Annotated in this window: 7 protein-coding genes; 3 read left to right on the plus strand and 4 right to left on the minus strand. The window is 50.2% G+C overall.

All coding sequences use genetic code 11. The features are described 5' to 3' along the window. Window position 1: 1 nt before the first annotated feature. Window positions 2-3,061, minus strand: a complete 3,060-nt coding sequence (locus CLV60_RS20325; RefSeq protein WP_106597220.1) for a SusC/RagA family TonB-linked outer membrane protein — start codon at window positions 3,059-3,061, stop codon at window positions 2-4. A 516-nt stretch (window positions 3,062-3,577) separates the two neighbouring features. Further along, window positions 3,578-5,611, minus strand: a complete 2,034-nt coding sequence (locus CLV60_RS20330) for a PAS domain-containing sensor histidine kinase (protein ID WP_106597221.1) — start codon at window positions 5,609-5,611, stop codon at window positions 3,578-3,580. Window positions 5,612-5,801: 190 nt separating this feature from the next. Here CLV60_RS20330 and CLV60_RS20335 point away from each other — a divergent pair, with 190 nt between their 5' ends. The 3 genes from CLV60_RS20335 to CLV60_RS20345 all read left to right on the plus strand — a co-directional run bounded on the left by CLV60_RS20335 (window position 5,802) and on the right by CLV60_RS20345 (window position 10,988). Next, complete coding sequence (locus CLV60_RS20335) at window positions 5,802-8,159, plus strand: PAS domain-containing protein (protein WP_106597222.1); 2,358 nt, start codon at window positions 5,802-5,804, stop codon at window positions 8,157-8,159. A 502-nt stretch (window positions 8,160-8,661) separates the two neighbouring features. Further along, window positions 8,662-10,296, plus strand: a complete 1,635-nt coding sequence (locus tag CLV60_RS20340; protein ID WP_106597223.1) for a tail fiber domain-containing protein — start codon at window positions 8,662-8,664, stop codon at window positions 10,294-10,296. Beyond that, on the plus strand, window positions 10,293-10,988 hold the full coding sequence (locus CLV60_RS20345; RefSeq protein ID WP_106597224.1) for a T9SS type A sorting domain-containing protein: 696 nt from the start codon (window positions 10,293-10,295) through the stop codon (window positions 10,986-10,988). The genes CLV60_RS20340 and CLV60_RS20345 overlap by 4 nt, the downstream gene beginning before the upstream one ends. A 189-nt stretch (window positions 10,989-11,177) precedes the next feature. Here the strand turns inward: CLV60_RS20345 and CLV60_RS20350 are convergent, their stop codons facing one another. Beyond that, on the minus strand, window positions 11,178-11,831 hold the full coding sequence (locus tag CLV60_RS20350) for a hypothetical protein (protein ID WP_106597225.1): 654 nt from the start codon (window positions 11,829-11,831) through the stop codon (window positions 11,178-11,180). 96 nt (window positions 11,832-11,927) lie between these two features. Further along, entirely contained in the window at window positions 11,928-12,512 is a 585-nt protein-coding gene (locus CLV60_RS20355; protein WP_106597226.1) for a Crp/Fnr family transcriptional regulator, read from the minus strand. Window positions 12,513-12,543: the final 31 nt, after the last annotated feature.

The following is a 12,543-nucleotide window of genomic DNA, read 5'->3' on the forward strand; positions in this document are numbered from 1 at the left end:
ATCAGAATGTGAGGGACAGACCCACCTGGTAAGATTTGTTGTTAGGATACACGCCCTGATCTACGCCCTTGTTGATCAGCGACTGGCCATTCAAGCTCACTTCGGGGTCGAAACCGGTGTATTTCGTCCAGGTTTTCGGGTTCTGCGCCGATACATACACACGCAGGTTTTCGATACGCAGCTTCGAAAGCAGCTCTTTCGGGAATGTGTAGCCGAACGAGAGGTTTTTCAGACGGTAGTAAGTCGCGTCTTCGATGAAACGGTCCGAAATGGTGATCGCGGGATCCTGGTAGGCTGCTTTTACATCGGTGTTGGTGTTGGCAGGCGTCCAGCGGTTCAGGAGCACGTCCGAGCCATTGGTGTAACCCGTTCCCAATTCAAGGTTCGCGCGGTTGGCATTGTAAAGCTTGCCACCCAGTGACGCCTGGAAGAAGATCGTCAGGTCGAAGCCTTTGTAGTTGAACGTGTTGGTAATACCGCCTGTCAATGCCGGCTGGTTTTTGATCACCACGCGGTCGCCAGCTTGTGTAATCACGCCGTCACCGTTGATATCCTTGTATTTCTGGCCGCCGGGGCTTTTGTTTTGTTGCGGCGTCAATGGAGCGTCACCTTCCTGGATAATGCCATCCGTTTTATAAACGATGAACGAGCCTAGCGGATAACCCACTTTCGCGATCGAAGGAGCTGAAATGACGGGAATAATCTGGTCTACACCGTCGCCAAGGCTCAGGATTTTGTTGGTGTTTTTAGAAACAATAAAGATCGTGTTCCATTTGAAAGCACCTTCCGTATTTCTTGAATTGATATACAACTCAATACCTTGGTTGGAAACCGCACCGATGTTCTGGTACACCACCGAAGCCTGGCCATTGTAGAAGTCCGACAGACCGGAAGTACCTGGTACAGTGCGGGTCAGGAGCAGATCGGTGGTTTTCTTGTAATAGTAGTCTGCGATAATGTTAATGCGGTTTTTGAACAAACCAAGGTCGATCCCAAAGTCGGTCTGGAACGTTTTCTCCCAGCCGAGGTTCGGGTTAGGAACCGTATTCGGCGCAAAGCCGGACACGGTTGTGTTCGAGAAGTTGTAGCGGAAATAGCTCAGCTGCGACAGGGATTGGTAGGCAGGAATGTTCTGATTACCCGTCTGTCCGGCGCTCAGGCGCAGTTTCAACAGGCTGATTTTTTTGAAACGCTGGAAGAATTTCTCTTCATTCACATTCCAGCCGATCGCCGCCGACGGGAAGTACCCCCATTTGTTGCCGCTACCGAATTTGGAAGAACCATCCGCGCGGAATGTCACTGTAAACAGGTAACGCTCGTCGAAAATGTAGTTGATACGGCCCAGATAGGAAGCCAGCGACCATTTATTAGCCAATGAACGCGGGGCAATGTTAGTGATACCAGTCGCCAGGTTGTTATATTCAAAAGCATCCGTTGCAAAACCCGCTGCTTCGGCGATAGCGCCTTTGCTTTGCGAAACCTGTGCTGTAAAACCCGCTACTGCATTGATTTTGTTCTTTTCATTTAACTCCTTATCGTAGTTGATCGTGTTCTCGTTCAGCCAGTTGGTCGTAAATACCGAACCCACGATAGCGTCGCCGCTCAATGCCGCTCCTTCCGATGTAGTACTTGGCAGGTAACGGTTCTGCTTGTTGCCCACCACATCGGCACCGATGAGGACCTTGGCTTTCAAACCATCCGCAATGGTGTATTCACCCGAAACATTTCCTAGGAAACGGTTGGTAATGGTTTCGTTCAGCTGGTTGTATAGCGAGTTTATAGGGTTCTGCAATGCCGACTCGAACGGACTGTTTACTACAAATGTGCCGTTGTCCTGATAAATTGGCAGCGCGGGAGGCGTGAGCAGCAAGTTACCTACGATCGCCGTGGGTGCTACATTCGCTTTGGTGTTGCTTGCATTGAGGCTGGTGAAAATGCGGAACCGGTCGTTGTACTGGTGATCCAGGTTAATGCGCGCTGAGAAGCGGCGGAAGTCGGTGTTTTGCAGGATACCATTCTGTTTGAAATAGTTACCCGAAATCGCAAGCTTCGTTTTATCCGATCCTGAAAGAATGGAAAGGTTGTGACTCTGAATGGATGCACTGCGGAATGCGGCATCCTGCCAGTCGGTACCTGCGCCGGTTGTATCGAGCGAATAGCCTGCGATGGTCGGGATGGAAACGGTTTTGCCGGAGTTGGCCGCTGCGTCTTTTCGGAGCTGCCACCATTGAGCTGCATTCAGCAAAGGGATCGTGCGAAGCACTTTCTGCGAACCGTAATAGGCATCGTAATTAACAGAGGATTTATTCTTGGCACCGCTTTTGGTAGTGATAATAACAACCCCGTTCGCACCGCGAGAGCCATAAATGGCTGTCGCAGAGGCATCTTTCAACACGTCGATATTCTCGATATCGGCCGTGTTAATCGAAGAAAGGGGGTTGATCTTCGAACCGTCGGTCACACCGGCGTCCGTCACACCATAGTCGTTATTGACGGGAAAACCATCGATTACATATAACGGATCGCTACCGGCCGTAATGGAGTTATTCCCGCGTATCTGCACACTCACGCCCCCGCCCGGCTGCCCGGAGGTTTGCGTTACGACCGCACCCGCAACGGAGCCCTGCAAAAGGCGTTCAACAGACGCAACCGGCTGGCTTTTGATCTCGATCGGAACCGAAGCCACCGATCCCGTAATATCCTTCCGTTTCTGCTCGCCATATCCTACCACCACGACCTCGTCGAGCAAATTGGCGGTTTTCAAAACGATTTCCACGGCCTCGGTAGGTTGTTCATAAATTTCGATTTCCTGTTGCTGGAAGCCCGTAATGCTGATTTGCAATGTAAACGGAAACTCTTTGGCGGGCGGAATACTGAATTTGCCGTCGATGTCCGTCAAAGCATATTTGGCGGAACCTTTCTCGACTACCGTCGCGCCGGGCAATCCCTGCCCCGACTCGTCTTTTACCACGCCCGTAATGGCGTCCTGCGCCGAGGCACGGTAAAAACCTGTGAATACCAAGCCCGTCAGCAAGAACAGGCGGAATAGATGTCTGATCATTATTTGTGGTGAATAAAATGGATACTCGAGGCACAAGAGGGCTCACCTTCATGCATATACGCAGCCACGAGCAGGCCATGCCTGAATGGTACGCATACGCGGGAAGTTCATGATCTGCATACGCCTCATATGCGGATCAGCGGGTTACTGAATATTCAGAAGATCGTCAGGGGTCAACAACAGGAACAGCACAGAGCTGTGATACGGGGACAATTAGAAACCACCACCCTCTCGTAAGCCGGCCTTACAGGCACCGATAGCTCCGAAGATAGGATAAGAAGTACATCTTTCGCTTTCATAGGTACGATACGAATTTTGGACAAATGTTTTTGCCGGACTGGTGGTTAATCGGGCAAGTCATTTTATATAGTCTATAAATATGATAGACAAAGTAAACTTATTGAGAATTAAAACGCAAGGTTTTGAAAGAGAAACTTTCAGGAAGGCCGCATTTAGTACCAGATTATCCGATTTTTACAATCCAGACACCGACATATCCAACTTTCCACTCAAATGTCACTGTTGTACCACATTGGTTGGGATGTAAACGTGGAAAACCGAGCCTACGCCTGGCGTCCCTTCGGCGGTAATGTAGCCATGGTGGTTCTGGGCGATTTTCTTGCAGATAGCAAGGCCTATACCTGTACCTTCGTACTCATTCCTTCCATGCAGCCTTTGAAAAAGGTCGAATATCCGGTTCTCGTAACGCTGATCGAACCCGATACCGTTGTCGGTAACACTGATCCGGCAGAAAGTTCCCTGGCCGTCATTGTCTTCCACCATATCATATCCTACTCGCACCACAGGGTTACGATCCGGGCTGCTGTATTTGATACCATTCCCGATGAGGTTTTGCATCAGCTGATGAAACTGGACGGGAATCACGGACAAAATCGGCAAGCGTTGGACTTCCACGACGGCATCTTTTTCCGTAATCAGCTCTTCCAGGTCACTTTTTACCTCGTCCACAATGCTGTTAAGATCGGTTTCCACAAACTTGAAATTAACCCCGCTCGTTCCCGAATAACTCAGCAATGCCTCGATCAACTTTTGCATCCGTACCGACGCCGCAATAATGCGTGCAAAGTAATCCTTCGTGCTTTCTGAAAAATGCTGGGATTCCTTTTCCATGATCCTGCTGCTGAATGCGCGGATTTTGCGCAGCGGCTCCTGCAAATCGTGCGAGGCCACGTAACTGAACGACGCCAGTTCTTCGTTGTTCCGGCGCAGCTCCATATTCTTTTTGTGCAGGGCATCGCTGAGCTCACTATCCTTGGTCACATCCTGTAATGCGCCGATCATCAGATGGTTCTCCCCTTCCCGGATGAAATTCCCGCTCAGCCGGAAATGCTTCACATCTCCATTTTTGGCGATAACCCGGTAGATATTTTGCACAATTACCTTGGTTTCATAGGCCCGGATGCCGTCGCGGATCGCCTGGTGGCGGTCTTCCGGATGAAGAAATGACAGGAACTGTTCAAAAGAAGGAATAAACTCCTGAGGCTGGTAACCGATGAGCCGGTATAAATTATCGGAACATTCGAGCTCGTTTGTCGCTACATTCCATGCGTAGCTGCCGATGTTGGCGTTCTCTTCCGAATGCTTGAAAATCGAGTTCTGTATCGCCAGCTGCCGGTTCAGGTCTTTGAGTTGCAGGTCGGATTTGAGCTCCTCGGAGATATTCCGCGTGGTTACGGTCACGCTGTCGTTGAGTTTTTCAACCGAAGCTTCATACCAGACTATATTGCCGTCCTTCCTCACATCGATCTGGTAATGATTCGGTTGACCGGTTTCAAGGCATTTTACCAACTTTTCAAACACGCCATTCCTGAAAATGCCCGGATACACCTCCCGGCACGTTTTTCCCGCAATACGCCCGTCCGCCGCCGTGCCTGGCACCAGTCGGCCCTCATTGGAATAAGCAATGCGGAAATCCATGATCCGGCCATCCGGGTTGCGTACAGGCTCATAGGAAGCAATACTGTTTCCGGCCGTGTTCAGGATCGATTGCAGAAATTGCTCCGAGTGTTTCAGCTGGCGGGTCCGCTCCTCGACCTGCGTTTCCATCTGCTCCGAAAACATGATCTGATCATGAATATCCATACAGCCGCCGACATACCCGATAAAAGTGCCATTGGAAGTGTAGCGGGGCACACCTTTATCGGAAATCCACCGGTATTGGCCGTCATGCCTGCGCAGGCGGTAATCCATACTGAATTCCTTGCGCGCATCGAAATGTGAAATGTAAATAGCCAGGCATCTTTCCAGGTCGTCGGGATGGACGCCCTCGGCCCAGCCATTTCCGAGCTCCTGCTCCATCGTGCGGCCTGTGAAATCAAGCCAGCCTTTATTAAAGAAATAGCAAAGCTTGTCGGGGCCGGAGAGCCAGATCAGCACTGGCGCCGTATCTGCAATCGCGCGAAAGCGACCTTCCATTTCCTGTATAGATGCGAGTGTATCACCTCCGCCGGTATGACCCAGCCGGGCCTTGTCCAATTCCGCCTCGAGTTCTTCAATGCGTTGTCTCAACGCATCCGTTTCTGCGTCCATATACAGGTTTTCGCCATTTCAATGCCCACCAATTTACGCGGGCAGCGGCAGAATACCAACAGATCCATTCTTACCGCTTAAAAAGTTTTCGGCACAAAGAATTTTGGAAAAGAGTAGGCAAAGTTCTTTTAAGGGTTTTGAGATTCGGAAATTGTCTTAATTTTATACGAATTAATTCTATATATCCAATATGCAGTCCAAGTTCTCCCCTGAATCGCTAGACATGGTCATTGCCGGTATCAATGCGGGGATATGGGACTGGGTTTTCGCAACGGATAAGCAGGTCTGGTCGGACCGTTTCTTTGACTTACTCGGCTATCAGCCGGGCGAAATACCAACTGGATATGAAGCATTTACCGAAATACTAGTCCATCCCGACGACAAGCAGATCGTCGCCGACGCCATCCGCGAGCAATTTGAAAACAATGTTCCTTACCTGGTTCACGTAAGACTCAGAACGAAACATAACGGCTACCGCTATTTCGAATGCCGCGGTACGGTACGGTTCGAGAATGGCAAGCCTGAAAGGATGGTTGGTTCTGTGAGCGATATTCACGACGACGTCATGCAGCGGGAGCAGCCGGGCAGGCTGGACGGCGTTTTGCAGGATCTCACCCAGCGGAAGATCGTGGAAGAAAAGCTGAGCGTGATATTCCAGTATTCTACCGACGCACACTTGCTGCTGGATGAAACCGGGATTATGGACTGTAACGAGGCTGCGGTGAAAATGCTTCGGTGCAAAAACAAAAGCGAGCTGCTTTCGATCCACCCCGCCAGGTTTTCGCCCAAATTCCAGCCAGACGGTCGGCGTTCGTCCGAAAAATCCGTGGAAATGGACCGGCTGGCTTATGAAAACGGGTACAACCGCTTCGAATGGATCCACAAGCGAATGGACGGCGAGGAATTTCCGGTGGAAGTGACGCTCAATCCGGTGCTGATCAGCAACAAAAAGGTGCTGCTGGTGGTGTGGCACGACATCACCCACCGGAAACGTGCCGAAGAACTGATCCGCCGCAACGAAGCGATGCTCGCCGAATCCCAGCAGCTTACGCACAGCGGTAGCTGGGAAGCCGACCTGGTTACCGGCCAGAATTACTGGTCCGACGAGGCATTCCGCATTTTTGGTCTTGAACCAGGCAGTACCGGGCCCGAAACCGAGCTGTTTTCGAACATGATCCACCCCGAGGACATGCCGCTATACAAGTCGCATATCCGTGATGCGATCAACCACCTTGCACCTGCGAGCTTCGACCTTCGCATCGTCCTGCCCAACGGCCAGGTCAAATTCATCCATGCCATCGGAAAACCATTTACAGATGCAGCCGGCAGGGTAACGAAGCTCTACGGCGCGATCATGGATATTGACGAACAGAAGAAAACGGAGCAGGAGCTGATCAAAGCCAAAGAGCAGGCCGAAATGGCGGGGATCGCAAAATCGCAGTTCCTTTCGACGATGAGCCACGAGATACGGACACCTATGAACGCAGTGATCGGGTTTACGCATTTGCTGCTGCAACAGAACCCGAAGCCGGAGCAAATGGAGTATCTTAATATCCTCAAATTCTCGGCCGAAAACCTACTGGTATTGATCAACGACATTCTGGATTTCAGCAAAATAGAAGCCGGAAAGATCGAATTCGAGGAGGTCGACTTCAATGTTCTTTCGCTGCTTGAAAACATCCGGTCGGGCATTTTGCAGAAGGCCAATGAAAAGGGCATCATGCTGAAACTGAAAGTCGGCAATGATGTCAATATTACCGTGGTAGGCGATCCCACCCGCCTAGGACAAATCCTGACCAACCTGGTCAGTAATGCCGTGAAATTCACCGAAAGTGGCAAAGTGACCATTTCTGCGGCGATTGCCGAGCGGCACGACGGCCGGGTAGCCATCGACTTCCGTGTCGAAGATACCGGCATCGGCATACCGCCCGAAAAACTTGAAAACATATTCGACAGCTTCACGCAGGCCACTTCAGATACAACCCGTAAATACGGCGGCTCGGGCCTCGGCCTGACGATTACCAAACGGCTCCTGGAACTGCAAAGCAGCCGGATCCACGTCGAAAGCGAGCCCGGCAGTGGGTCGGCCTTCTATTTCAGCCTGTCGTTTCCGATCAGCAAAAAACACCTTACCGAGCAATCCAACGGCGCCCCGGCCAACCATTTCAATCTGAACGGCATGAAGTTGCTCATTGTAGAGGACAACAACATCAACGTCCTACTGATGAAGAACTTCATGCGACAATGGGATGTCAAATACGACCTCGCCGAAAACGGCCTGGTTGCCCTCGAAAAGGTGCAGGCCAACGATTACGACCTCGTACTCATGGATCTTCAAATGCCTGAAATGGACGGCTATGAAGCCACCCGGCATATTCGCCAGCTCCCCGGCGAAAAGTACCAGCGGCTGCCCATCATCGCGCTCACCGCCTCTGCCATGATGGATATTAAAGACATTGCATTTACCGTGGGGATGAATGACTACATCAGCAAGCCGTTCTCTCCGGCTGAGCTGTATGCGAAGATTGCCGCCTACCGGAAAAAGTAGGATGCCCTACCCAATGAATCGATTGTCCGTGTTCTCTTTTTCATTTGATCATCAGTTACATGGGGCTGCACTCTTCGATATAGCGAGGGCCGGAAGCGCTGGTAATGGGGAAAATTCTTCTTCGCATTTTCTTCTCCGAACAGCCAGGAATCACAGAATCGTAAAATCAGACAAATCAGCAGGAGCACAACAGCCCAAACGGGTGACTTTACGCGCTGTGTCATAAACTTGGGTTTAAGGTTATCGGCCGGACGTATACATCCTTCCGCCAAATTTTCGACATCCCTCGCGTCGCAAGGAAATCTATTTACCACCCGGCGGAAAGCGATGAGTAATCGATTTTTATCCCTGTTTGTGCTTAGCGCTTATTGCCTTACTAAAACCGCTTTTTCGCCGCAGGCTATTTAATAGAAGGCCGATAATTCATCGCGCGCAACGTTTTGCCGGAAAGCCAGCGATATTCCCGCCGGAATTAAGGAAATCACACAAAACATTTACACACATGAAAAATTTAGCCGCTCATTTACCGGGCTATTTTAAAACCGTCACCGCCCCGAGATCCTTGGATTCGAAAAATTGGAAAGCATTTTCCCGTAGACCCAAAGTCATATTCGTCATACTGCTGTCGGTTAGCCTGTTGCTGTTGCTCCAATCCCAGTCCTCCAAAGCACAGGCGCCGCAGCAGTTTAGTTTCCAAGGGGTAGCGCGGGATACTAATGGCAAAGCTGTCTCTAATACGACCGTTTCCGTCCGGATCAAAATACACAAAGACGGCCCTAACGGAGAAGTGGTATTCTCTGAAACCCAAATTGTGGAAACCAACTCCGTCGGCGTTTTCACCCTGATCATTGGGGGTCTGATCGGTGGTTTAGATGATATTAATTGGGGATCTGACAATTGCTTTATACAAACCGAAATTGATCTTGCTGGTGGTACCAATTTTACAAACCTGGGCAGCACGCAACTGAAAAGCGTCCCCTACGCGCTCGCATCTCGAAAATGGATTGATAATGTCCCAATTGTGCAAACCGGAACAATCGGATCGGGTCCCTCATTACCCACTCCAGCCGTTGGTGGAAACCTAATCTGGTATCCTAAAAAAGCGGCATTCAGAGTAGGCTCTATAGCGAATTCCGCTTTTTGGGAAGATGTAAACATAGGATTGAACTCATTTGGCGCTGGCAACAGCACGGTTGCGAAGGGTGAAAATTCATTGGCGATTGGTCATCTCTCCAATGCTTCTGAATTGGGCTCCATAGCACTGGGAACTGCCACTTACGCCGCGGAGAAATATGCTTTCTCCGCGGGACGACAAGCAAGTGCTTTGGGAGAAAGCTCTGTCTCTTTGGGTGCAAGTACTTACGCAAAATCACTTGGATCGGTAACCTTGGGAATGTTTAATAATAATTCAGACCCGGAAGGCGCACCACTACCTACTGACAGAATATTCCAATTGGGAAATGGAAGCTCTGAGGCTAACAAGTCAAATGCAATCACTGTACTCCGAAACGGAAATGTTGGAATCGGCGGGAGCGTCCTGGCACCAGACTATCTCCTCGACCTTGCCGGGAGAATGCGTATCCGAAATAACGGCCAAACAGCAGGCATCCATTTTAATAACTCCGCTAACAATGCCGACGGTTTCGTGGGAATGAAAACAGATGATGAGATCGGCTTTTACGTCAACAACGGTTGGCGATTTTGGGTAAACGGTAGCAACGCGTATGTTAACGGCAACGTGGTAAGTCTCTCAGATGGTCGTTTAAAAAAAATGAAGATACGATTGAGGTCTAGTTTGCCACTACTAACCTCCCTCAATGGTTACAACTATTATTGGACAGACCCAAACCAAAGTACAGCCTTACAAACCGGATTGATAGCCCAAGAAGTGGAGGAAAAATTCCCAGAGTTAGTCGCTACCGATAAAGACGGCTACAAAGCCGTCAACTACACCGGCCTCATCCCCCACCTGATCGAAGCCGTCAAAGAACTCGATAAAAAGACCGACGAAATCGCCGCCCTGAAAAAAGAGCTGGCATCGGTTCAGGAAATGAATAAAAAACTCAGCGCATTGGAAGCCAGCGTCAAAGAGCTATTGGCAGGAAAAACAGCCACCTCAACCCCAACCAGCAAATGAAAAGACTTCTAACCATTACCGCCATCACCTTATGCGCATATCATACGCGGGCACAGCAAATTTCACCCGGGGCACTTTACGCCGCCAGTGGCTCCGGATCGGCCAATGGCGTGAGCGTCAGCTGGGTATTGGGCAGCCTCAATACGTTTTCAGATTTATCCGTGCTTCCTGTGAGGCTGATCAGCTTCGAGGGACGACTGAACGCTGCCGGCCTTGCCGAGTTGCATTGGAAAACTGCCGAGGAAACAAACAACGTGGGGTTCGAGATACAGAAGTCGCTCGATGGTAAAAACTGGGAGTTGCTGGGCTGGATTGATGGGGCCGTTAACTCCAAAACGGAGAAAAGCTATCATTACATCGATCAGGAATTTACAACTACGAGCTATTACCGGCTCCGGCAAGTGGATGCCGATGATTCCTACACTTACAGCAAGATTGTTTGCGTCATTCCGGAAAAAGAAAGCCTGGACAGGTTCTACGTTTACCCTAATCCGTCACGCGAGAGCAAGGTGCAGGTGCAACTGCCCGAGCGCACGCAAAGGTTGCTGCTGTACGACCAGCTAGGCAATAAGCTCGGACAATTCGAGGCCCCGGCCACAGAACATATTATCACATTACCGCATCCCGGATCATTCATGCTTCAAATCGATACCCCGATAGGAAGCAAAACAACAAAGCTGATTTTTCACTGAGGGTTAACTGGGGTTTATACAGGGGCCGTCATGTTGGCGGTCTCTGTTTTGTTAAATCAGGCAGGTTTATCTTGATTTCCCCACCTCAGATCTGAAACCCAAAAACAACCTAAACTAGTTCGAATATTTTTATGAGGGTTAAGGGTGATTCATACAGAGCCCGCCGGTTCGGCGGACTCTGTTTTGTTTTCAGACCGATTGTCCGTTGGGTGCTTCCCGTAGCTGCCGCCCCAATGCTCGTCTGGTCAGGGAACCGTAGGTAACGGCTGCGGTAATGCTGATCAACGACCACATGCCATAATCTTTCACGAAGCCACCCGCATCTTTCAGTCCGGCGAAATATGCTGCAATGCCGCAAGCGGCGCCAGCTATCCCAGCCAGCAGAAAAGATAATATGCATTGCCATGCCCATTGCCCCGGCTTAGGCAATAAGGAGCCAACCAAACCGGCGTTGATAATGCCGATCGTCACGTACATAAAAATGATATCGAATGGAATATACAGGGTGTAATACCCAAGCCAGAAAGCGGCGGGTACAAAAAGCAGGAAGTAACCGAGCCCCCGGAATGTACCGATCGAAAAACGGATTTGAAGCGCCCGGTTTTGCCATACGACGAGGAGTATAATAAAAGTCACCAACGAGACATTGTGCATCACCAGTTGCGCGGCCGTAAGGGCCTTGTCGTGCGGACCGGTAAAATAATGCGCTAAAAACGGATGCAGAATGGCCAGCCCTAATGCATTCGCATAAATGTGGTTACGAACCCATGTTTTCAACAACAGAGCAGTGTCGCGGACAGGGAGTACCTGCGCCTCCGCCGGAAGAATCATTTCATTTTTCATTGATATGGCTGAATAGTTTTTGTGCAAACATCGCAGGAACTCCCTTGCGACAGCACAAAGGTATTTCCCGGGCAGCGGGCAAATACTTGACGATCGTCAAGAAAACACGGAGCTCGCGAGCCGTTTTCGTATACGGCTCAAACTTTCGGCACTGACGCCCAGCATATTAGCCAGGTGTTTCAACGGAACACGCTTCGCAAGATCGGGCTGATGTTCCAGCAAATGGAGGTAACGATCTTCGGGCCGGTCCCAGGTAAGGCGCGAGGCACGCTCAGCCGCTTCCTGCACAGCCTGCTCGCTGATTATCCTCGAAAAGCGCTCGAAAGCGGGACATTCTGTCAGCAGAAGGTCGCGGTCGGTTTTGGAAAGGGTCAGGACGACGGAATCTTCCATCGCTACCGAATTATTGGTGGTAGGTGTACCCCGGTAGAAGCTGTCAAAATCGGTGAAGAACTGGTTTTCGAAGTTGACATTGCAAGTTTTTTCCACGCCATCGCGCCAGGTAAAATGCCGGATAGCACCCTTGCTTACAAAACCGATGAAGTCGTATTGCCTGCCTTCCCTGATCAGGAATTGCTTGCGTTTCAGCCTGACCGTTTTCAGATAGCGCTCCACAATAGCCGGTTCTTCATCGGACATTCCCGTCACTTCGCGGCAAAGATTTAGTAAAGAATCCATCATAATAAGCTACAAATAAGACACTTATCACAAA

Source organism: Dyadobacter jiangsuensis (genome assembly GCF_003014695.1).
In the GTDB taxonomy this organism is placed as follows: domain Bacteria; phylum Bacteroidota; class Bacteroidia; order Cytophagales; family Spirosomataceae; genus Dyadobacter; species Dyadobacter jiangsuensis.

What these genes read in the sequence shown, in the direction of transcription:
- CLV60_RS20325 (WP_106597220.1), bottom strand. Translation starts at nt 3,061, where the DNA reads ATGATCAGACATCTATTCCGCCTGTTCTTGCTGACGGGCTTGGTATTC.
- CLV60_RS20330 (WP_106597221.1), bottom strand. Translation starts at nt 5,611, where the DNA reads ATGGACGCAGAAACGGATGCGTTGAGACAACGCATTGAAGAACTCGAG.
- CLV60_RS20335 (WP_106597222.1), top strand. Translation starts at nt 5,802, where the DNA reads ATGCAGTCCAAGTTCTCCCCTGAATCGCTAGACATGGTCATTGCCGGT.
- CLV60_RS20340 (WP_106597223.1), top strand. Translation starts at nt 8,662, where the DNA reads ATGAAAAATTTAGCCGCTCATTTACCGGGCTATTTTAAAACCGTCACC.
- CLV60_RS20345 (WP_106597224.1), top strand. Translation starts at nt 10,293, where the DNA reads ATGAAAAGACTTCTAACCATTACCGCCATCACCTTATGCGCATATCAT.
- CLV60_RS20350 (WP_106597225.1), bottom strand. Translation starts at nt 11,831, where the DNA reads ATGAAAAATGAAATGATTCTTCCGGCGGAGGCGCAGGTACTCCCTGTC.
- CLV60_RS20355 (WP_106597226.1), bottom strand. Translation starts at nt 12,512, where the DNA reads ATGATGGATTCTTTACTAAATCTTTGCCGCGAAGTGACGGGAATGTCC.